Annotated in this window: 19 protein-coding genes; 4 read left to right on the top strand and 15 right to left on the bottom strand. The window is 69.0% G+C overall.

Annotated features, from left to right (window positions below):
* The gene (locus ACP7AG_RS11445) at window positions 1-681 is read left to right on the top strand and encodes a winged helix-turn-helix domain-containing protein (RefSeq protein WP_426009543.1); all 681 of its coding nucleotides are present in this window, start codon (window positions 1-3) and stop codon (window positions 679-681) included.
* Between the two features lie 174 nt (window positions 682-855).
* Here ACP7AG_RS11445 and ACP7AG_RS11440 read toward each other — a convergent pair whose 3' ends face one another.
* Entirely contained in the window at window positions 856-2,058 is a 1,203-nt protein-coding gene (locus ACP7AG_RS11440) for a helix-turn-helix domain-containing protein (RefSeq protein ID WP_426030907.1), read from the bottom strand.
* Window positions 2,059-2,211: 153 nt separating this feature from the next.
* Between ACP7AG_RS11440 and ACP7AG_RS11435 the strand changes: the two genes are divergently transcribed.
* Entirely contained in the window at window positions 2,212-3,732 is a 1,521-nt protein-coding gene (locus tag ACP7AG_RS11435) for a sensor histidine kinase (protein ID WP_426030906.1), read from the top strand.
* 63 nt (window positions 3,733-3,795) lie between these two features.
* Entirely contained in the window at window positions 3,796-4,170 is a 375-nt protein-coding gene (locus tag ACP7AG_RS11430) for a PilZ domain-containing protein (RefSeq protein WP_426009532.1), read from the top strand.
* A 100-nt stretch (window positions 4,171-4,270) separates the two neighbouring features.
* Here the strand turns inward: ACP7AG_RS11430 and ACP7AG_RS11425 are convergent, their stop codons facing one another.
* The 12 genes from ACP7AG_RS11425 to ACP7AG_RS11370 all read right to left on the bottom strand — a co-directional run bounded on the left by ACP7AG_RS11425 (window position 4,271) and on the right by ACP7AG_RS11370 (window position 16,886).
* Entirely contained in the window at window positions 4,271-4,882 is a 612-nt protein-coding gene (locus tag ACP7AG_RS11425) for a flavin reductase family protein (protein ID WP_426030905.1), read from the bottom strand.
* 4 nt (window positions 4,883-4,886) lie between these two features.
* Window positions 4,887-5,981 (bottom strand): LLM class flavin-dependent oxidoreductase, encoded by a 1,095-nt coding sequence (locus ACP7AG_RS11420; RefSeq protein WP_426030904.1) that lies wholly within the window; start codon window positions 5,979-5,981, stop codon window positions 4,887-4,889.
* Between the two features lie 91 nt (window positions 5,982-6,072).
* Window positions 6,073-6,726 carry a glutathione S-transferase family protein gene (locus ACP7AG_RS11415; RefSeq protein ID WP_426030903.1) on the bottom strand — a complete coding sequence of 218 codons (654 nt, stop codon included), beginning with the start codon at window positions 6,724-6,726 and terminating at the stop codon, window positions 6,073-6,075.
* 12 nt (window positions 6,727-6,738) lie between these two features.
* Window positions 6,739-8,316: a rhodanese-like domain-containing protein gene (locus ACP7AG_RS11410; protein ID WP_426030902.1), complete on the bottom strand. Its 1,578-nt coding sequence runs from the start codon at window positions 8,314-8,316 to the stop codon at window positions 6,739-6,741.
* Window positions 8,313-8,921, bottom strand: a complete 609-nt coding sequence (locus ACP7AG_RS11405) for a cysteine dioxygenase (protein WP_426030901.1) — start codon at window positions 8,919-8,921, stop codon at window positions 8,313-8,315. Before ACP7AG_RS11405 ends, ACP7AG_RS11410 begins: the two co-directional genes overlap by 4 nt.
* A 4-nt stretch (window positions 8,922-8,925) precedes the next feature.
* A complete protein-coding gene (locus ACP7AG_RS11400; protein WP_426030900.1) occupies window positions 8,926-11,133 on the bottom strand; it encodes a TonB-dependent receptor in 2,208 nt (735 codons plus the stop codon).
* Between the two features lie 123 nt (window positions 11,134-11,256).
* The gene (locus tag ACP7AG_RS11395; protein WP_426030899.1) at window positions 11,257-12,276 is read right to left on the bottom strand and encodes an ABC transporter substrate-binding protein; all 1,020 of its coding nucleotides are present in this window, start codon (window positions 12,274-12,276) and stop codon (window positions 11,257-11,259) included.
* Window positions 12,276-13,118: a class II aldolase/adducin family protein gene (locus tag ACP7AG_RS11390; protein WP_426030898.1), complete on the bottom strand. Its 843-nt coding sequence runs from the start codon at window positions 13,116-13,118 to the stop codon at window positions 12,276-12,278. Before ACP7AG_RS11390 ends, ACP7AG_RS11395 begins: the two co-directional genes overlap by 1 nt.
* A gap of 12 nt (window positions 13,119-13,130) precedes the next feature.
* Window positions 13,131-14,081: a D-isomer specific 2-hydroxyacid dehydrogenase family protein gene (locus ACP7AG_RS11385; RefSeq protein ID WP_426030897.1), complete on the bottom strand. Its 951-nt coding sequence runs from the start codon at window positions 14,079-14,081 to the stop codon at window positions 13,131-13,133.
* Window positions 14,078-15,265: an acyl-CoA dehydrogenase family protein gene (locus tag ACP7AG_RS11380; RefSeq protein ID WP_426030896.1), complete on the bottom strand. Its 1,188-nt coding sequence runs from the start codon at window positions 15,263-15,265 to the stop codon at window positions 14,078-14,080. The genes ACP7AG_RS11385 and ACP7AG_RS11380 overlap by 4 nt, the downstream gene beginning before the upstream one ends.
* Window positions 15,262-16,080: an ABC transporter ATP-binding protein gene (locus ACP7AG_RS11375; protein ID WP_426030895.1), complete on the bottom strand. Its 819-nt coding sequence runs from the start codon at window positions 16,078-16,080 to the stop codon at window positions 15,262-15,264. Before ACP7AG_RS11375 ends, ACP7AG_RS11380 begins: the two co-directional genes overlap by 4 nt.
* Complete coding sequence (locus ACP7AG_RS11370) at window positions 16,077-16,886, bottom strand: ABC transporter permease (protein WP_426030894.1); 810 nt, start codon at window positions 16,884-16,886, stop codon at window positions 16,077-16,079. Before ACP7AG_RS11370 ends, ACP7AG_RS11375 begins: the two co-directional genes overlap by 4 nt.
* 144 nt (window positions 16,887-17,030) lie before the next feature.
* On the opposite strand from ACP7AG_RS11370, the gene ACP7AG_RS11365 reads away from it, so the two are divergent.
* Window positions 17,031-17,864 carry a LysR substrate-binding domain-containing protein gene (locus ACP7AG_RS11365; RefSeq protein WP_426030893.1) on the top strand — a complete coding sequence of 278 codons (834 nt, stop codon included), beginning with the start codon at window positions 17,031-17,033 and terminating at the stop codon, window positions 17,862-17,864.
* Between the two features lie 46 nt (window positions 17,865-17,910).
* Here ACP7AG_RS11365 and ACP7AG_RS11360 read toward each other — a convergent pair whose 3' ends face one another.
* Entirely contained in the window at window positions 17,911-19,671 is a 1,761-nt protein-coding gene (locus ACP7AG_RS11360; RefSeq protein WP_426030892.1) for a chloride channel protein, read from the bottom strand.
* A gap of 114 nt (window positions 19,672-19,785) precedes the next feature.
* Window positions 19,786-21,324: an AlkA N-terminal domain-containing protein gene (locus ACP7AG_RS11355; protein WP_426030891.1), complete on the bottom strand. Its 1,539-nt coding sequence runs from the start codon at window positions 21,322-21,324 to the stop codon at window positions 19,786-19,788.
* Window positions 21,325-21,531 lie beyond the last annotated feature (207 nt).

The raw sequence follows: 21,531 nt of genomic DNA, 5'->3' as shown, positions 1-21,531 counted from the left end.
ATGCGCCAACGCATCCTGGTCATCGACGACGAACCCCAGATTCACCGCTTCCTCGGACCCGCCCTGATGGCGGCCGGCTATGACCCTTTGCGCGCCGACGACGGCAATTCCGGCCTGCGCGCCATCGCCGTGCTGTCGCCCGACGCGGTGGTGCTCGATCTTGGCCTGCCCGACATGGATGGCAAGGAGGTCTTGCTGCGCGCGCGGGCCTTTTATGAGGGGCCGATCCTGATCCTGTCGGCCCGGGACCGCGAGATCGAGAAGATCGCCGCCCTTGACGGCGGGGCCAATGACTATGTCGAAAAGCCGTTCGGCATCGGCGAATTCCTGGCCCGCCTGCGCGTGGCGCTGCGCCAACGCGGCTCGGCCGGGCACGGCGGCCTCTATCGAGCCGGAGATGTCGAGATCGACCTCGACAAGCGGCTGGTCAAGAAGGCGGGCGACGTGGTCAAGCTGTCGCCGCGAGAGTACGAGGTCCTGGCCCGCCTGGCCCAGGGACAGGGCAAGGTCTTGACCCACAAGGAACTGCTGGTCTCGGTGTGGGGGCCGGCCCACATGCATGACACCCAGTACCTGCGGGTCTTCGTCGGCCAGGTCCGCCAGAAGCTGGAGGCCGATCCCGCCCACCCCCGGATCATCCTCACCGAGGCCGGCATCGGCTACCGGTTCATGGGCGAATAGCCGTTCGTCGAAGGCTGGAGCGCCGCTCGCCCGCCGCTCCAGATGCGGATCATGACCGCAGCGGTCCGAGCTAGAGCATTTCCCGACCTGACTGCGTCAGGCCGCGAGCTCTAATCTTCTGTTTTGACGCATTTTTCTTCACGCGAACCGGAACCACTTCGCTGGAAAAATGCTCTAGGGCGCAGGATTTGAGACGTCCTGGCGTCGCCACCGGGCGGGTGTCGTGTCGAGCACCGCGCGGAAGGCGCGTGGCATGTGGGCTTGGTCGCAGAAGCCGCTGGCCAAGGCGATCTCGCACAATGGACAGCGGGTCCGGCGCACAAGGGTCTTGGCGTATTCCAGGCGACTTGGCATCACGTACTCTCGCGGCCCCACGCCGAAGCTGGCCCGGAAGCGACGCGAAAAATGCCCGACGCTGAGGCCGGTTAGTCCCGCCAGGGCTCGATTGCTGATCGGCCTGCCAAGCTGGGCGCCTACATGACGCAGGACCTTGCGTTCCTGCCAAGGCGAAAGCCCTGCCATGCCCGCTCCCAGCGCCTTTGCTGGCGGCTGGCTGGCTGGCCCATGGAGGCGTGGGGCCTGGCCGAGCGAGGCGCGCGCCGGTCGTGGGTTGGCGCCGATCGCGGCATCGGCGCGGCTCAGCACGGTGAGCCGCTCGGCGGCGGAGTAGGAAGCGGACAGCATCACATCCGTGCGCCCATGGTCGGGCGTGAAGCCCAGACGGGCTTCGAGGCGCGTGTGGCCGTGGATGCCGCCGGCCGTTGCGGTCAGGGTCTCGATCCGCTCGAGCGCGCCGAGCGGGATGGCGTTGACGTCGCTCTGTTCCAATCTGGTCATCTGGGTCGGCAGGTTGGGCAGGCGACGCCCGTCGACCAGCACCAGGGTTCTCTGCAGGCCGACGCCGCGCAGGTCGATCGCCGAGTTTGGCGCGCCGGTGTTGTTCACCATCTGACCCGGCGAAAACACCCGGCCGTTGGCCGGCAGCCGCTCGCGCAGGTACTGGTCGACATTGTCCTGCGCCGCGACCGCCAGTTCGCGCGGTCCCGCGACCGTGTACGGTTGAATGTCATTCTGGGTGCGCCGGATGTGGGCGTTCTGGCTGCGTCGGCCAAGCACCAGCACTTCCGAGATCGCGCCGTCGCCCGGGTCTGCGATGTCTCGCCTGGGCAGTTCGAAAAGCACGAAGACGCCGTCGGCGGCGCCCCGGTAGCCGACGCCAGACCCCTTGAGCAGGAGCGCGACCGCCTGTTCGGTGGAGAGCCGCCCCTTGACGGCCGGGGCTCGCCGGCCTCGGACCAGATCCGCCGAGTAGAGGATATCCGAGCGGTTCTCGCGCGCCACCTTCAGGTTGGATCGGCCATCACGGGCCGGTCTCAAGGTGGGCGCCCACCTTGGCAAAATGCGCGGTTGAGGGATTTCAGCGCCCTAACTCGTCCGCGTGGAATTGGCCCCCCCCCAGCGACTACGAGCGCCTTGGCATGACATTGTGCGACGCTGGGCTTTGCCGCGTCAAAGATCTATGGGTGCTCGATGAACTCGCTCGCCGATCTCCAGAACCCGGGCTGGCGCGAAGCCGATCGCCTCGCGGCGCTCGCCAGCTACGCGATCATGGACACCCCCGCCGAGGGGGAGTTCGATGACTTGATCAAGGTCGCGGCTCAGATCTGCGATGTCCCTATGGCCTTGATCAGCCTGGTCGATGATCGCCGCCAGTGGTTCAAGTCGGCCATCGGGCTCGACGCCGCCGAGATCCCCCGTGAGGTCGCCTTCTGCGCCCACGCCATCGAACAGCGTGAGGTGTTCGTCGTTGAAGACGCCACGTCAGATCAGCGGTTCGCCAACAACCCCTTGGTGACCGGCGCGCCCAACCTGCGCTTCTATGCCGGCGCGCCCCTGGAGACGCCCGAGGGCCTGCCGTTGGGCACGCTCTGCGTTCTGGACGACCAGCCGCGCCAGCTCGACGACAAGCAGATTTTCGCCCTGAAAACCCTGGCGCGCCAAGTCATGGCCCAATTGGAACTGCGCAAGGCGCTGGCCCAGAAGCGGTTGAGCGACGAACGTCACAGGCAGATCCTGGAAAGCGCGCTCGACTACGGCATCATCACCATGGACCTCCAGGGCTGGGTAACGAGCTGGAACGCCGGCGCCGCCAACATTCTCGGTTGGAGCGAAGAGGAGATGTGCGGGCGGCCGTGCGATGACTTCTTCACGCCCGAGGACCGCGCGGCGCATGTCCCCGAGCGCGAGATGGGCGACGCGCTAGCCCATGGTCGAGGGTCCGACGAGCGTTGGCACCTGCGCAAGGACGGCTCGAGGTTCTGGGCCAGCGGCGAAATGATGCCGCTGCGCGGAGACGCGGACGTCGCCGTTGGATTTCTCAAGATCCTGCGGGACCGGACAGAATACCGCTTGGCCCAGGAGGCGTTGAAAATCAGCGAGACCTCCGCCGAACACGATCGCCAAATGTTGACCCGTGAGCTTGAGCATCGCGTCAAGAACACGCTTTCGCTGGTACAGGCCATCGTTCGCCAATCCTTGCGCACCGTAACAACGCCGCTCGAAGCCCAGCGCACAATCGAGGACCGGCTGGTGTCGCTGGGCCGCGCGCACAACATCCTGACCAGCAGCAATTGGGCGGCCGCGCCGATCTCCGCGATCGTGGAGGCCGCGACCTGCGTGCATGACTCGGCGGAGGGGCAAATCCATGCAGGGGGCCCCGACATGCTCATCTCGGCGCGGGCTGCGGTGGGGCTTTCGATGGCGCTCCACGAGCTTTGCACCAATGCGGCCAAGTACGGGGCGCTGTCCACCGCGACGGGATATGTCGATATTGTTTGGTCGATCATGGGCGAGGGGACGGAGGCGCAGTTCGTTCTGAAATGGAAGGAGCACGGCGGGCCGCCCGTTCAGGCGCCGACCCGACGCGGCTTTGGTTCGCGGCTGATCGAGACAAGCATCTCTGGCGCCGCGTCCGTCGGCAACACGACACGTTTTGAACCTGATGGCTTGGCTTGGGTGACGACCTCTCGGCTGGCCGCGATCCAGGAGTAGTCCGCGCCATGAAGCGCCACGACGGCAGCGAGCCATTAACCTTGAGACGTTAGGCTCCGGGTCATGCAGAGCACCAGCGGCCCCGGTTTCAGCGACCAGCGCGGCTATCCGCGCAGTCCCACGACGCGGAAGGTTTACCTTGCCGACGGCAAGGCGGCTTGGAAGTGCAATCTCATCGACGTGGCGGCAGGCGGCGCCCGGGTAGCGCTGGCGAGCGGCGTGCCCAGCCAGGATGGGCTGTTCATGGTGGATCCCGGCACGCGCCTGGCCCATCTGACGCGGCAGGTCTGGCGGTCGGACCGCGAGATCGGTCTGCAGTTCATCGAGAGCACTGGTTTTCGCCCGCCCCTGGGCGGTCCGATGGGCGCGGTCGGGGTCATCGACGGGTTTATCCGGCAGCTCACGCGAGCCGGCAAGCTGCAGCGGGCGGGCGACTAGAGCATTTCCCGACCTGACTGCGTCAGGCCGTGAGCTCTAATTTTCTGTTTTGACGCATTTTTCTTCACGCGAACCGAAACCATTTCGCTCGAAAAATGCTCTAAAGGCCCTTTGGGGACGAGGCGGCGAGGCCCAGGCGCTGAAATGTCCGGGCGTGGACGATCAATGGCCGCCCCGGCGTCGATCGGACGGCGATCGCCGACACCATGAACACCGTATGGGTTCCGGTCTCGATCCTGTGGTCGATGACGCAGGCCGTCGTCGACAGCCCGCTCTGGTAGGCGGGCGCCGCGTCGGGCGTGAGGTCCCAGCGGCCCGGCTCGAACCGCTCCTGGCTCAGGCCTGGCGTCGAGAAGCGCAGGGCCTCGGCCTCGTCGTCTTCCGCCAGCACCGCCACGCCGCAGCGTCTCGCCCGGAGCAGGGCGTCGTGGCTGGAGGCTTGCTTGCGCACGCAGAACAGAAAGCGCGGCGGATCGACCGACAGGCCGGTGATCGAGCTGACCAACAGGCCGCGCGGGGCGCTTCCATCCCAGCACGAGACGATCGCCACGCCGCTGGCCAGTTGGGCCAAGGCGTCCTTGAACGCCGCCGGATCGACCGGCGGGGCATGGAGGTCATAGGGCGGTTCCGTGCGGGACGAAGCGTCCACCGGCCAAGCGTGACTTGTCCAAGCGGCGTCGCCCAGCCAGCGCGGATCCGCGTCGAACGCCATCGTCCTAGCCCGCCGCGGCGGCCGGCTGGGCGTCACGCTCGGCGACCAGCCCGCGGACCAGAGGGATCAGGTCGCGGCCATAGGCGACGGCGTCGTTCAGAGGATCGAAGCCGCGGATCAGGAAGGTGGTGACCCCCAGGTCGTAATAGTCGAGCAGGGCCTCGGCCACTTGCTCGGGCGTTCCGACCAGGCCGGTGGAGTTGCCGGCCGCGCCTGTGACGGCGGCGACTCCGGTCCACAGGCGCTTGTCCAGGCGCGTGCCCTGCTTGGCGGCGTCGAGCAGGCGTTGGGAGCCGGCGTTGGGCGGCGTATGGCCCGAGGTTGGCAGGCCGGCCTTTTCGCGCAGGGCCTTGGCCTGGGCGGCGATGTCGTCGGCCTTGGCCCAGGCGGCCTCTTCCGTCTCGGCGATCACCGGGCGCAGCGACAGCGAGAACTTCACCTGGCGGCCATGCTTGGCGGCGGCGTGGCGCACGCGGGCGATGGTCTCGGCGACCTGGGCTTGCGTTTCGCCCCACAGGGCGAAGATGTCGGCGTGCTTGCCGGCCACCGGGATGGCGGCGTCCGACGAGCCGCCGAAATAGACCGGGATGTGCGGCTTTTGCAGCGGCTTCACCGCGCCGAACGCCTGGACGACATTGTAGTAGCCGCCCTTGTAGTCGAACGGCTTTTCGCTGGTCCATTCCTGGCGGACGATGTCGAGATATTCGCTGGTGCGGGCGTAGCGCTCGTCCTTGGTCAGGTGGTCGCCGTCCTTGGCCAGCTCGTCGTCCGAGCCACCGGTGATGATGTGCACGGCGACGCGACCGCCGGTGAACTGGTCCAGGGTGGCCAGCTGGCGGGCGGCGACGGTGGGGGCGGTGAAACCGGGGCGGTGGGCGATCATGAAGCCCAGGCGCTTGGTGACCGAGGCGACGTGGGCGACGACCAGCTGGCTTTCCGGCGAGGTGGAACCGAAGGCGACCAGGGCGCGGTCAAAGCCGCCTTCGTCATGGGCGCGGGCGACGGCCTCGACATAGTCGCGGTCGATGACCGGGCCGCTGGCCGGGTGGATCTCGGACTGATGCTGGGTGCCGATATAGCCGATGAATTCGACGGGCATGGGGAGGCTCCGGTTTTGTGTGGTGAAACTGTAGGGAAGGGCGTGGGCTAGAAAAGCGAGGCTTTCTCAAGGGTTGGATCAGGGGTGCTCATCAGGCGGCGACCTTGGCGGCGGCTTCGCGCTGCAGGGCGCGCTTGACCGACGGGCGGGCCAGGGCGCGGGCGGCCTTGGCGCTCCAGGCGGGATAGGCGGACGTGTCGATCGACCGCCGCTGGGCCCAGCGCCAGATCACCAGGGCGTAGGCGTCGACGGCGCTGAAGCTGTCGCCCAGCAGCCACGGGCCGGGGCCCTGGGCCAGACGCTCGATGTCGCTCAGGGTGCGGTGGAAGCGGGCCTCGCCGGGGGTGGCCAGGGCGGCCTTGACGGTCTCGTCGTCGGCGAAGCGCTCGGGGCGGGTCGTCTGGGCAAAGGCGACGTGCACGGTGCTGGCGAACCAGCTCATCACCTCATAGGCGTGGGCCAGTTTCAGCGGGTCGGCCAGGGGCAGCAGCTCGCTGTGGGGATAGGCCTGGGCCAGGTAGGTGAGGATGGCCAGCACTTCGGTGACCGGCTCGCCATCGACCGCTAAGGTCGGCACCCGGCCGCGCGGATTGACCCTCAGATAGGCCGGCTGGCGCTGTTCGCCGGTCGCCAGATCGACGCGATGGGCGTGATAGGCGACGCCGATCTCCTCTAGCGCGATCAGCGGCGCGAAGGCCGAGGAGCCAGGGGCGAAATAGAGCTTGAGGGAGGTCTTGGAGGGCATGGGGTCTCGGCCTCAGATCACGAAGAAGCCGTGCGAGCCGTCGCGGGCCAGCTGATCGACCAGGCCATATTCCCAGTCGAGATAGGCCTGCATGGCTTCGAGAGCATGATCGGCGCCCTCATAAGGGCGCTTGTAGACGTCCTCCGGATCCGAGGCGGCGCGCACCAGGCCGGTGTCGAGGCGGCGGCCAGAGGCGGCCCAGGCCTGGGTTCCGCCCTCCAGCACCCGCACCGGGCGGTCGGAGATCTCCTCGACCTCGGCCGCCGCCAGGGTCGCCAGGCGGCCGTCGGGCGAGGTCAGGACGATGGGCAGGCCCTCCGGGATACGCTCGAAGGCCTCGGCCAGCCGGGCGCGGATGGCGAACCAGGCGCCAGGCACGTGGCCCTTGCGATGCAGGGGGCTAGGCGCGAGGTCCAGCACCACGACAGCGGCGTCGCCCAGCGCCACGGCCAGGTCGTCGGGGCTGAGGGTCTCGACGATCGGCAGGGTCGGCGAGGTCGGCGCCCAAACTCCGGTCTCCAGCGCGCCGTCGAAACCGCCGTCCAGCACATAGACGTCCCAGCCCAGCTGCGAGAGCCAGGAAGCGCTCATGTCGGCGCGGGGGCCCAGGTCGTCGGCCAGCACGATGCGGGCGCCTCGGACGGGCGCGAAGACGTCGGTCTCCTGCACCAGCTGACCGCCTGGCGCGCTGCGGAAGCCGGGCAGGTGGCCTGCGGCATATTCCTCGGGCGTGCGGACGTCGAAGCGGTAAAGGGTGCGCTTGCGTTCGGTGGCCAAATCGATCAGCCCCTCGGCGTCGATGCGGCGCACGCCGGCCCGGTAGGCGACGTCGCGGGCCTTGGCGCGGGCCTCGTCCAGGGTCTGATCAGTGACGGGCGGGAACTTGCGGCTCTGGCCGTGCTCCAGGGTCTGCTGGGCCAGGGTCCAGCCGATGGTGCCGTTGCGCAGGGCGAAGACCGGGTTGGGCACGCCGGCATTGACCAGCGACTGGGCGCCGATCAGGCTGCGGGTGCGGCCCGCGCAATTGACGATGATGGTGGTGGCGGGATCCGGCGCGATCTGCCGGGCGCGCAGCACCAGCTCGGCGCCCGGCGTGCTGATTCCGCCGGGGATGCTCATGGTGGCGTATTCCTCGAAGCGGCGGCTATCGAGAATCACGTGGTCGGCCTTGGCGTCGATCAGCTTCTGGACGTCGGGGGCGGGAAGGGACGGGGTGTGCCGCCGGGCCTCGACCAGTTCGCCGAACGCCTTGCTGTAGGAATTGACGTCCTGGAACAGCTCGTAGCCGGCCGCCTTCCAGCCTTCGAGCCCACCGGCCAGCGCGCGAACCTGGGTGTAGCCCAGCGCCGCCAGTCGCTTGCCAGCCGGCGAGACCAGGCCTTCGCCATTGTCGTAGAGGACGATCTTGGTGTCCTTCCTCGGCACGCGGTCGAGGATCTCCAGCTCCAGCCGGCTCAAGGGCAGCTGCGAGGCGAACAGCGGATGGCTGCGGGCGAAGGGGTCTTCCTCGCGCAGGTCCAGCAGGGCGATCTCGCGGCGGGCGATCCAGTCCTGGCGGACCTCGCGCGGGGTGACGGTGGGCAGGGTCATGACGCGGCCTCGGTCAGCAGCTTGGAGCGGTCCCAGAGGTTGGGCAGGGTGTCGTTGGCGTAGCCGGAGACGAACCGCTTGGGTCGCCCGTCGGTGTCGTAGGTGGCGCGCTGCACGGCGCCGATATTGGCCCCATAGACGTGGATGCTGATCGACACCCGGTCGTCAAAGGCGTTGGTCACCTGGTGGACGTCGCCCACCTTCGGCGACACGGCCTCGACCTCGCCGCGCCCCAGGCGGTGGACCGGTCCGGTCGACGCGAAGGCCCCGCCCCGGTGCTCAAAGCGCTGCGACAGCTCGGCCCCGCGCAGCACCCCGACCAGGCCCCAGACGGTGTGGTCGTGGACCGGCGTGGCCTGGCCCGGACCCCAGACGAAGCTGACCACGCTGAACCGCTCGCGGCTGTCGCAATGCAGCAGATACTGCTGGTAGCGGGCCGGGTGCGGCTGCGCATAGGCGCCGGGCAGCCAGTCGTCGCGAGCGATCAGCCCCGCCAGCAGCCGTCCGCCCCCGGCGACGATCAGCTTTTCGTCCGTGGTCTGATCGACCAGTGTTCCCAGGGCGCCGATGAAGTCAGCAAGACGGTGCAGGCGGGGCGCGCTCATCGGATCACAGCGCGTATTTCAGCGTGACCAGGAAGGTCTGCGGGTCGGGATAGTTCTTATAGAAGACGCCCGTCGAGGGCGTGTAGGTGACACTGACCGGCTCGTCGGTATCGAGCAGGTTGCGGCCCGACAGCTGCAGGCTCCAGCGCGGGTCGGGCGACTGCCAGGTCACCGTGCCGTTCAGGAAGGTCTGGGCCGGGGCCTCGTCCTGGGGGCGCTGCAGGGCGCTGAAATAGGTCTTGGTCTGGTACTGGGCGTTGAGGCCCACACGGATGCTGCCGGGAATCGAGCCCAAGGCTTTTGGCGGCACGTCATAGGTCAGGCCGCCCGAAAGGCTCCAGCGCGGCGAGTTCAGCAGGCGGTGACCATCGGCGTTGACGCCCAGGCCGCCGGCGTTCTTGTAGGTGTCATAGACCCCGAACAGGTAGCCGGCCGAGGCCTGGACCCCGAGGCGCTCGGTGACCCGGACGTCGCTTTCCAGCTCGACGCCATAGGTGTGGGCCTTGCCAGCGTTGCCGCGCACCGAATTGCCTGGATAGGCCGGATCGCTGTAGCTGACCTGCAAGTCCTTGTAGTCGTTATAGAACACCGCGAGGTTGACCCGCGCGCGGTGTTCGAACAACTGGGTCTTCAGCCCGGTCTCGTAGGTGTTGACGTTCTCCGGGGCGAAGGGCCGGCTGGCCAGGTCCAGGCGGGTGGCGCGGTTGTCGAAACCGCCCGACTTGAAGCCCTTGGAATAGGTCACGTACTGCAGGACGTCTGGCGTCCACTGGAACTGGGCCGACAGCTTGGGCGTCACGGCCGAGAAGATCTTGTTGGCCTGACCGGCGATCGACTGGCCCGTCACCTGGCCGGCCAGGTTCAGCACCTGGTTGTCGAAGGTGAATTGCTTTTCCTCATTGGTCCAGCGCAGGCCGCCGGTGAGGCTGAGGCGGTCGCTCAGGGCGTAGGTCGCCTCGCCGAAGATCGCATAGGCGTCGGTGTTGGTGATGTTGTGGGCGCGGGCGAAGTTGTAATTGCCTGGGGTGACCACCGGGTCGGTCGGCAGGGCGTTGCGGCGGCTATAGCCATCGCGCTGCACGAAGAACCGCTCATGCAGATAAAAAAGCCCGCTGGTGAAGGTTAGCTTGCCGTAGTCGCCGTTCAGCTGGAGTTCCTGGGTGGCGTACTGGTCGTTGTAGTGGATCAGGTTCTTCTGGATCAGCGCTGCCTGGCCGTCATTATCATAGGCGACGGGATTGAGGTTGAAGCCGCCGTAGGAACTGATCGACTTCAGTTTCAGGTGGTCATTGATCTCGTACTGCACCCGCAGGGCGCCGCTGATCTGGTCCAGGTCCTGCTTGGGCTCGACCTCGGAATAGGAACGGTCGTTGCGGAACAGGGTCGGCTGGACGACCGGCACATAGCTGCGGGTGTCGCTGCGGTCGCGGGTGGCGTTGACCGTCAGCTGCACGTCCAGCCGGTCAGTGGGCGTCCACCGCAGCTTGGCGCGGTAGGCGTCCAGCTTGATGCGGTTGACGTCGTGATTGAGGGTCGGGTCGAAGGTGACGCCGTCGCGTTCGTGATGGATATAGGACAGGCTGCCAGCCAGCTTGCCGGCCACCAGCGGGCCCTCGATCAGGGCGCGCACATCGACCGCGCCGTAGTTGCCCAGGCCGACATCGGCCTTGGCGCGGAAGGCGTCGCCGGGGTCGCGGGTGATGACCCGCAGGGCGCCGGCGCTGGAATTGCGGCCGTACAGCGTGCCTTGCGGGCCGCGCAGCACCTCGATCCGCTCCAGGTCGTTGAACTCGATCATCGAGCCGATCTGGCGCGGGATGTAGACGTCGTCGACATAGACCGCCAGCACCGGCTCCTGGATCGGATCGCTCTCGCCCACCCCGCGCAGGGCGTAGGTCTGGGTGGTGTGGCTGATGGTGACGCGGCTGATGCTGAAATTGGGGATCTGGCCCGACAGGTCGCGGATATTGTCGATCTTGCGGTCGGCCAGCACCTGCGGGCTGAAGGCCGTGATGGCGATGGCGGTCTTCTGCAGGTCGGTGGCCCGCCGTTCGGCGGTGACCACCACCTGTTCCACGGCGATGGCGGCGTCGGCGTCGACGCCAACCAGGGCAGGGGCCGGCGCGGCGGGCGTCGCGGCCTGGGCGGCGGTGGTCAAGGCCAGGGCCGAAACCCCGGCCAGAAAGTAGAGCGAAGTCGAGTGTAGCGACATGATTATCCCCGTTATTGTTAAGCGGGATATGCCGTGACGAACAGTAACGCCTCAATGCATATAAAATCTATCTATCCGCAGCTTAGCTCATATCGTGAAAACGAATATGACCTATGACTATTCTCAAGCATCGGGAAGGGCGTTGTTCAAGCGATCATCCCAGAGCGGACGCACGTCGATCTTTCCGGGAATGAGGCCAGCGGTCGCGAAGGCGTCGACGACACCTTGTTGCGAGGCGATGGCGGCGTCGGTGATCTTGTGGAGGCGGAACGGGCTGCTGCGTTCCTGGAAGTCGCGCAGATAGAGGGCGGGCGGCACGCCGGTGGCGGCCCCGCGAACCCGGGCCCAGCGTGGGCCATCGGCGTTGATCCAGTCGGCGATCTTGGCGTAGCGCCGCAGATAGTCGCCCAAGGCCTGGCGCTTGAGGTCGTCGTCCAGGGCCGATTTGGCGGCGGCGACCAGATAATTGCCCGACAAGATGCCCAGCGCCGTGCGCAACACCCGCGCCCCGGCCTGCCGGGCCTGCTGGACCATGACGCCATAGATCACCCAGGCGTCGATCGCGCCGCTGGAGAAGGCGGCCAGACCGTCCTGCGGCGACAGGGCCACGGGCTTGATGTCGGTCCATTTCAGGCCGGCTTCCTCGAGCAAGCGCAAGAGGATGTAGTGCGAGGTGGTGGCCTTCACATAGCCAATGCGCTGGCCCTTCAGGTCGGCGAAGGCCTGGGCCTTGCTGCCTGAGGGCACCAGCACGACCTGGTTGTTCACGTCGCCCTGCAGCACAGCGACGATGCGGACCTGATTGCCGGGCGCGCCAGCGATGAAGATCGGCGGGATCTCGCTCATGCCGCCGATGTCGAGCGCCCCGGCGTTGATTGCCTCGGCGATCAGGTTGCCGCTGGCGAACTCGGAGCGGGCGATCTTGTAGGGCGCATCGGCGACGCCGGCCTCCTTGAAGAAGGCCTCCGGATTGCCGCGATAGGTGGCGGCGCGCAGGGTCAGGTCGCTTAGCGACCGGGGGCCGGCCGGCTTGGCGGGTGAGCAGGCGGCGAGCGTGGAGAGGCCGGCGGCGGCCAAACCAGCGACGGCCAAACCAGCGACGGGGAGGCCGCCCGCCAACAGGTGACGACGGGAAAGGATCATCAGTCGAACAGGTCCGGTTCTTCTTCGGTGATCACGTCCCAATAGGGCTGGAAGGCCCAAAGGCCCCCGGCCTCGCTGCCGACCTGGCCGGCGGTGTGACGGGCGACCTCGGGCGACATGGGCTTGGTCTGGCCGGCGGCCTCGGCCAGCAGCTGGGTCTGGCAGGCGTTTTCCAGAGCCAGATAGCGCCAGACGGCGGCCTCGACCGACTGGCCGACGGTCAAAATGCCATGGTTCTGCAGGATCACCGCCTTGCGAGGACCCAGGGCGCGGGCGATCTTCTGGCCTTCGCTGGCGTCGAGCACCACGCCGGAAAATTCCTCGAACAGGGCGTGGTCGTCATAGAAGGCCGCCGAGTCCTGGGTCAGGGGATCGAGTAGTCGCCCGAGCGCCGACCAGGCCTTGCCGTATAGCGAGTGCGAATGGGCGGCGGCCACGACGTCGGGCCGAGCCTCGTGCAACTGGGAATGGATGGTGAAGGCGGCGCGGTTCAGCCGGGGCGGGACCTTGGCCGGCGGCTGGACGATTTCGCCGGCATGGCTGACCAGCATCAGGTCCGAGACCTTGATGCGCGAGAAGTGCACGCCGAACGGATTGACCCAGAAATGGTCGGTCAGTTCGGGGTCGCGGGCGGTGATGTGGCCCGCCCCGCCCATGTCGAAGCCCTGGCGGCCGAACAGCCGGTAAGAGGCGGCCAGGCGCTGCTTGCGATAGAGCCGCTCCTGCTCGTGGGTGGGCTGGACCGGCAGGATCTTGGAGCCGAACTCCGGCAGCACGGTCTCGATCTTGGCGGGGTGGGGACCCTCGGTCCGGAAGGCCCGGGCCGGGCTGACGGCGGTCATGACAATTGTCCTTCAGTAGCCGCGCGACAGGTCGACGACGTCGGCCAGGGGCGCGCCGGACCGGAAGCGGGCCAGGTTCTCGGCGAACCGGGTCGCCAGGTTGATGCGGGTGTCGGGAGTGTGGACCGAAGTGTGCGGCGACAGCCGGACCTTGGGATGGCTGTAGAAGGGATGGCCCTCGCCCAGCGGTTCGGGATGGGTGACATCCAGGCTGGCGCGGGCCACGCGGCCGTCGTCCAGCGCCGCCAGCAGGGCGTCGTCGTCGATCAGGGCGCCGCGGGCGATGTTGATCAGGTGCAGGCCCGGCTTGGCGGCGGCCAGCACGTCGCGACCTATCAGCTTGCGGGTCTCGGGCGTGGCCGGGGCGGCCAGCACCACATGGTCGCTGCGGGCGAACAGGGTCTTCAAGTCCGCCACCCGCTCGACGCCGGGGGTCGAGATTGGCTTGTCCGAGCGGCGGGTGGCGATGACGTTCAGGCCCAGGGCCTGGGCGCGCGGCGCCAGGGCCTCGCCGATCGCCCCGAAGCCGACGAGGCCCAGGGTGGCGCCCGAGATCAGCTTCAGCGGCTGGGGCGCCCAGCGCTCGGCCTTGTCGATCCAGATTTCCGGCAAGCGCTTGGCCTCGGCCAGGATGGCCGCCAGTGCGAACTCGGCAAGCGCGACGGCGGAAGAGCCGCGCGCCGAGGTGACCACCGGGCCGTCGAACAGCCAGTCGGGGTAGAAGTCGATGCCGACCGAGACCAGTTGCACCCACTCCACGTCGAACGGCCAGCCCTTGGGGGGCTCGGCGGGGAGGACGCCGCCGGCCTTGCGGAACGGCGCGGCGACCAGGACCTTGGCGTCGTTTGGCAAGGGCGCGTGCAGGCCGGGCGGCACGGCGATGATCTCGGCGTCGACGACATGCTGGGCGAAGATGCTGTTGAACAGCTCGGGCAGTTGGCTGGCGACGACCAGGCGGCTCATCGGCCCCCTCCAGCAAGAGAGGCCTGGTTGCTAGCGAAGGCCGCCTTGCCGGCGCTGGTCAGCACGACGTCGGACTGTGGGGTGTGGACCCGGCCGCACAGCACGTCGCGGTGATGGCGTTCGAGGTCGTTGTGGCGGGTCAGGCCCGGATTGCCGGTCAGCTTGAGGGCCTTCTCGACCACGGCGATGGCGTTCTCGGTGACGAGGTGCTTGACCAGCCCGGCCTCGACCCCGCCGACCTCGCCCCGTGCGGCCGTGTCGAGCAGCACGCGATTGGACAGCAGCAGGCCGTCGATATCGCCGACCGCCTCCTGGAAGCGCGGCAGGGTGGAGAGCGCCGCGCCCAGGTTGGCGGGCTTGCGGTTGGCCAGGAACGCGACCAGCCAGTCGCGGGCGGCGCGGGCCTGGGCGTCATAGATCGCGGCGGTCAGCACCGCCGACCAGGTCGCGAAACTGGCGGGATACTGCGACGGCGATCCGACCGGCTGCGGGTCCAGGGCGTGGTCGAGGGGCACGAGCACGTTCTCGAAGATCACGTCATGGCTGGCGCTGGCTCGCAGGCCCAGGTGATCCCAGGTCTCCTCGATGACCACGCCAGGCGTGTCGGTGCGGACCAGCCAGCCGCCGACCAGGGGATCCGCGTCGTCCGAGCGCGCCCAGACCACGAACCAGGTCAGGGCGGTGGAGCCGGTGGAATAGATCTTGCGGCCGCTGATCCGCCAGCCCTCGGGCGTGCGGCGAGCGATCGTACCGGGCAGGCCGCCGCGCGCCGGGGTGCCCAGGTCAGGCTCGACCCGCAGGGCGTTGATCAGGGCGCCCTTGTCGATGGCCTCGCCGATTACCCGCTGCTTGAGGTGCTCGGGCCAGCCGGAGCGGCCCTCGACCGAGGCGTGGAACAGGTACTGCATGACCAGAACCAGCGCCGTGGCCGGCTCGCCCCGGGCGACGGCTGAGACCACTTTCAGGGCGATGGGCAGGTCGGCCTCCAGGCCGCCCAGGCGGGCCGGAGCGGTCAGGGCCAGCAGGCCCGCGTCGCGCAGGGCCGCGAAATTGGCGAACGGGAAGCTGGCCTCGCGGTCGTGCTGGCCGGCGGTGGCGGCGAAGGCGGCGGTCAGGCCGGGCAGGATCGCGTCGAGGTCGGGCAGGCGCGGGGCCGGCTCCCGACGCAGGGCGGAAGCGGTCATAGCACCACCTCACCGGTCGGGAAGGCCACTAGGGCCGGAGCCGGCTGCGGAGCCGACGCATCGACGCCCAGGTGTCCCAGCAGTCGGCGACGAATGGCGTGGAAGCGGGCGTCGGACTGGCGCGGGCGCTCCAGGCCAATGCACTCTTCGGCGGCGATCCGGCCCTTGTCCAACACCAGCACCCGATCGGCCAGGGCGATGGCCTCATCGACATCGTGGGTGACCAGCAGCACCGACGGCCTGTGCTCGCGCCACAGCGTCAGCACCAGGTCATGCATCTTCAGTCGCGTCAGGGCGTCCAGCGAGGCGAACGGCTCGTCCAGCAACAGCAGGGCCGGCTCGCGGACGAGGGCGCGGGCCAGGGAGGCGCGCTGGGCCTCGCCCCCGGACAGCGTCGAGGGCCAGACGTCGAGGCGATGGCCAAGGCCGACCTCTGTCAGGGCGGCCTCGGCGCGAGCCCGGACACTTTGCTCATTGGGGGCGCCCTTCAGGCCCAGGGCGACGTTGCGCCAGACGCGCTTCCACGGCAGCAGGCGGGCGTCCTGGAACACCACGGCGCGGGCGGCGGGTGTGGTGACGTCCTGACCGCCGACCGGGTCGAGGCCGGCCAGGGTGCGCAGCAGGGTGGTCTTGCCCGAGCCGCTGGCCCCGAGCAGGGCGACGAACTCACCGGGGGCGATGGTTAGGTCCAGGCCGTCGATCACCACATTGTCGCCGAACCGGCGGGTGAAGCCTTTCAGGCGGACGGTAGGAGGCGTGGCGACATCGACGGGCGTGAACGTGCGGTTGCGAGCGCGAGGCTGGGCCATGGTCATTGCTCCACGAGGCTGGGACGCCACGCCAGCGCCTTGCGCTCCAGCGTGCGGACGAGGGCGTCGGCGGCGAGGCCGAGCAGGGCGTAGACGACCAGGCAGACGACGATGATGTCGGTGCGCATGAAGTCGCGGGCGTTGTTGATCAGGTGGCCCAGGCCCGCCTGGGCGTTGATCTGCTCGGCGATGACCAGCATGATCACGCTGATGCTCAGCGAATAGCGCAGGCCGATGAAGAACGACGGCAGGGCGCCGGGCAGGATGACCTCGAGGATCAGCGCCCGGCCGCGCAGGCCGAAACTGCGGGCCGCCTCGACCAGGCGCACATCGACGCCGCGGATGCCGGCGAACAGGTTCAGATAGAGCGGGAACACCGCCGCCGTGGCGATCAGGGCGATCTTCGGGGTCTCGCCGATCCCGAACCAGACGATGAACAGCGGGGTCAGGGCGACGACGGGCAGGGTGCGCTTGATCTGCATCAGCGGATCGACCAGCGTCTCGCCCCAGCGCGACAGGCCCGACACCAGGCCCAGGGTCACGGCGATGACCAGGGCGATGACCAGGCCAGTGGCGGCCCGCCCCAGCGAGACCGCCAGATTGCCCGGAAGCTCGCCCGAGACGGTCATCGACCAGAAGGTCTTGGCCACGATAGAGGGCGCCGCCAGGATAGGTTCGGGGATCACCCCGCCGCGCGAACCCGCTTCCCACAACAGCAGCAGCGCCACCGGCGACAGCCAGCGGGCGCTGGACCAGCGCGGCCAAACCCATGGCGACGCTTGAGAAATTCTAGGGGTGACCGCCAAAGACATTGAGGATGCGCTGTCCCGTGAACCGTTGCGGCGCGAGCGCCTTTGCCTCACAGAGAAAGGCGTTTAATCCCTACTGGATCAATAGACTTATCCTCAGGGGCCATATCAGAGTTTCTCATAGACCGCTCAGAAGGGGCGCTGCCGATGCCCACCAACCTGCCCACCGAATTGCTGCGCAGCTTCGTCGCGATCGTCGACTCCGGTTCGATGCTGAAGGCCACCGAGCGGGTGTTCGTCACCCAGTCGGCCCTCAGCCTGCAGATGAAGCGGCTGGAGGAGACGGTGCTGACCCCGCTGTTCCACCGCGACGGCCGCCGCCTGGTCCTCACGCCGGCGGGCCACGCCCTGCTGGTCCACGCTCGCGAGATTCTCGACCTCAATGACAAGGCCGTGGTGGCCCTGACCGGCGACGCTCTGATCGGGCCGGTGCGGGTGGGGTTGGTGCAGGACTTCGCCGAGACCCTGCTATCGGGCGTGCTGGCCCGCTTCACCCAGCTCAATCCCGAGGTTCAGCTCCACGTGCGGGTGGCCGGCTCGCCCGACCTGCTGGACCTGCTGAGCGGCGACCGGCTGGACGTGGTGCTGTGCATGGGCGCGCCGGACGACAACGCCGCTGTCCGGGTGGCGCCCATGGTCTGGCACGGCGATGCGGCGTTGCTTGAGCGACCGGTACTGCCTCTGGCGATCCTGGAGCCGCCGTGCCGGTTTCGCGACGCGGCCTTGGCGGCGCTGGAGCGCGACGGCCGGCCCTATCGCGTCGCCCTGGAGACACCCAGCCTGTCGGCCCTGCGCGCGGCGGTCGAGGCGGGTCTGGCCGTCACCTGCCGCACGGCGCTGTTTCGGCCGCGCACGCCGCCCATCGAGGCCGGCCTGCCCGCCGTGCCGCAGGTGGCCTATGTCCGCAGGGTCGGACCCGCGCCGCATCCGTCGATCGCCAGGCTGTCAGACCTGATGCACGCTGCGGCCCTGGAGCTCTGAGTCGTCACCCGCCCGGAACCTGACCGCTCCCGGCGCGACGTCGGCCCTAGCTCTCCCCCGTCAGCTCCCGCCGCGCCTTGTCCAGCTCCTCGGCATAGCGCCGCGTGGCATGGGCCTCGGACAGGATGCCGATCACCGCGTGGTCGGCGTCGACCACGGCCAGTTCGTCGGCCTGGGTGTGGTCGAAGGCGCGCATGACGTCCTTGATCGACTGGCCGGGCAGTAGGGCGGTGTCGGCATAGTCAGCCAGGGAGGCGACGGCCTGGTCGCCGTCGTCGGGGTTGGCATAGGCCAGGGCGGTGCGGATGATGCCGGCATAGGCGCCGGCCTCGTCGAGGATCACCACCCGCTTGGTCGAGCCCAGCGGATAGCGGCGGCGAAACTCGGCCAGGGTGGCGCTGGCGGCGATGGTCTTGGCGTCCTTGCGCATCATCCGACCAGCGGTCAGGGGCTGCATCCAGCTGACGTCGTGAGCGCTGCGGATGGTCTCGCCGCGCAGGTGCAGACGCCAGGTCGAGAACGAGTAGCCGAAGGTCTCGCGCACCAGGGCGCTGGCGATCAGCGAGGCCACCAGGGCGGCGGCGGCCACGGTGAAGTCGCCGGTCGCCTCCAGCACCAGGAACGACATGGTGAAGGGCCCGCCGACCACGGCCACGCCCAGGGCGCCAAGGCCGACCAGCGCCGCCACCGTCGGGTCCAGCGAGGGCAGCCAGGGCACGAACACCGTCAGGGCCGCGAAGACCTGGCCGATCAGCGTGCCCAGGAACAGCGAGGCGAAGAATAGCCCGCCCCGGAAGCCGAAGCTCAGCGACACCACCGAGGCCAGGGCCTTCATGATCAGCAACAGGACCAGCATCTTCAGGCCCAGGGCGGCGGTGAGGTTGACGTGCAGCGCGCCGTGGCCGGCCGACAGGATCTGCGGCGTGACCAGGGCCATGGCGGCCAGGGCCAGGCCGCCGACCGCCGGGCGGAAGGTCTTGGGGATCGGCGAGCGGGCCACCAGCTTGTCGGCCGAGGCCACCAGCCGCATCAGCGCGATGCCGGCGGCGGCGCAGACCACGCCCAGCAGGGCGTACAGGCCGTAGTCGAACCACGATTGCACGGCCGGGGTGGTGGTCTTCAGCAGATAGGGCAGGCCGCCCATCCGCCCCGCGACCAGGGTCGCGGCCAAGGTGGCGGCGACGACGGGCGCCAGGTTGGCGACGGTATAGGCGCCGATGACGATCTCGAAGGCGTAGAAGGCTCCGGTGAGCGGGGCGCCGAAGGCGGCGGCGATGGCCGCGCCGGCCCCGGCCCCGACCAGGGTGCGCATGTCGGCCCGGCGCAGGTTGAGCCTCTGGCCAACGAACGAGGCAATGGCCGCGCCCGCCTGGGCGTAGGCGGCCTCCAGCCCGACCGAGGCGCCCACGCCGTTCGACAGCATCGTCTGTCCGCAGATGAAGGCGCTGTCCTTGATCGATAGCCGCCCGCCGTGCAGGGCGTTGGCCTCCACCGGGTCAACGGCCGGGCGGGGTCGGTATTTCAGCCAGGCCCAGGTGGCGAGGCCCAACACCAGGCCGCCAAACGGCAGGGCCAGGGTCCGCCAAGGGGCGATGACGCTCTGGGCGCTGAGCCGCTCGTCGATATTGATCGCGAACAGCATGACCTGTAGGCCGTGAGCGACCCTGGCCTGCAGCACGGCCAGCGCCCCCGCCCCGGCCCCGATCAGGGTGGCCACCGCGATCAGCCACAACTCGCTGGACCGTATCCGTCGCCGCAGCCAGCTTAGCCCGCGCACGGAGGTGGAGGTCGGCAGCGAAAGCGGCATGGGGGTCCTGGGGGGGGGCGAGCAGCGCGGACATCTTAGGGGGGTTGCGCGGTTGGGAACAGGCCCATGGGCCTGTCCCCATCAGAGCGCGCGGCAAGCTCGTCGCGGGATCGGTCAGCGCATCCTGCGCGCCAGCGGCCGGACCGGCGGCGCGCTTTGATCGGCGAGCGAGGCCCACAGGTGCAGGGCGGCATAGGCCCGCCAAGGCCGCCAGGCCTCGGCCCGGGCCAGCAGCTGTTCCGCCGTCGGACGAACGCCGTCGGCGCCTGTCAGGGCGCGCATCAAGGCCACGTCGGCGGCGGGGAAGGCGTCTGGCTCGCGAAGCTGGCGCATGGCGATGTACTGCGCCGTCCATTCGCCGATGCCGGGCAGGGCGCGCAGCCGCTTGACCGTTTCCTCCAGGCCCGCAGTCGGCGACAGCAGATTGGGGTCCTCGACGATCGCCTGGGCCATGGCCGACAGGCAGCGGATGCGGGCGCCGGGCATCTTCATGCCGGACAGGTCGGCAGTCGCGAGCAGAGCGGCCGACGGGAAGGTGTGGGTCAGGCCGGGCTCGGCCCAGGGCGCGGCCAAGGGGGCGCCGTGGGCCGCCACCAGGTCTCCCGCCAGCTTTCGCGCGGCGACGACGGTGATCTGCTGACCGAGGATGGCGCGGACCGCCAGCTCGAACCCGTCCCAGGCCCCAGGCACCCGCAGGCCGGGCCGGGCGGCGACCATCGGGGCCAGGCCGGGATCCTGCGACAGCGCCTCGCCGATCCCCACCGGGTCGGCCGACAGGTCGAACACCCCGCGGACCCGCGCCAGGATGCGGGGCAGGGCCGAGGGCTTGGGAAACCGCACCGCCACGCTCAGCCGGTCGTCGCCGATCGGCCGCACGGCGATGGTCCCGGCGGCCCCGTCCAGGGCGATGGCCCGGCGATAGACGCCGTCGCGCACGATCTCGACCCCTGGGATGGCCCGCATCGCCAGGAAGGCCAGCATGGCGTCCCAGTCATAGGGCGGCCGATAGCGCAGGCTCAGGACGATGGCGTCATTGGCCGGTCCATGTCCTGGGGAAGAGGGCAGGGCCTTGCGACGGCGCAGGGCGGCGGGCGGACAGTCATAGAGCTGCTGGAAGGTCTCGTTGAAGCGGCGCACGCTGCCAAAGCCGGCGGCCAGGGCCACTTCGCCCATCGGCAGGTCGGTCTCGTGGATCAGCTGCTTGGCCAGCAGCACCCTCCGGGTCTGGGCCACGCCGACCGGCGTCGCGCCCAGGTGCTGCAGAAACAGCCGCCGCAGTTGCCGGCCGCCGACGCCGACCCGTCCGGCCAAGGTCTCGACGCCGGCCCCATCCTCACGGGGGGCGTCGAGCGCTCCAGCCTCGATCAGCGCCAGCGCGCGCGACACGGTGTTGGACGCCCCGTTCCACGCCCCCAACTGCGGCGAGGTCTCGGGCCGGCAGCGCAGGCAGGCGCGATAGCCGGCCTCCTGTGCCGAGGCGGCGGTGGCGTGGAAGCTGACGTTCTCGCGCTTGGGGCAACGGGCCGGGCACACCGGCCGGCAATAGACGCCCGTCGTCCGCACCGCCACGAACAGTCGGCCGTCGAAACCGGCGTCGCGGGTCTGGATGGCGCGGTAACAGGCGTCGGGGTCGAGATCCATGGCGACGATCATAGACCGTGGCGCCGCGCGGTCTCGCGGTTTTCGGACGAGGTCGTCAGGCGCTCGACCTGCCGCCCCGGTTGGGGGAGGACTGGCCGGCGGGCAAGACCCCCTCAGTCGCTTCGCGACAGCTCCCCCTGAGGAGCAGCACCTGCGCGGCCTAGACCCTCGCCCTCTGGGGGAGGTGGTCCGGAGGGCTTTAGGGGGTCTTGCACCGCG

It is taken from the genome of Caulobacter sp. DWP3-1-3b2 (assembly GCF_049896325.1).
Taxonomy (GTDB): Bacteria; Pseudomonadota; Alphaproteobacteria; order Caulobacterales; family Caulobacteraceae; genus Caulobacter.
This window is presented reverse-complemented; position numbering and strand designations above follow the sequence as displayed.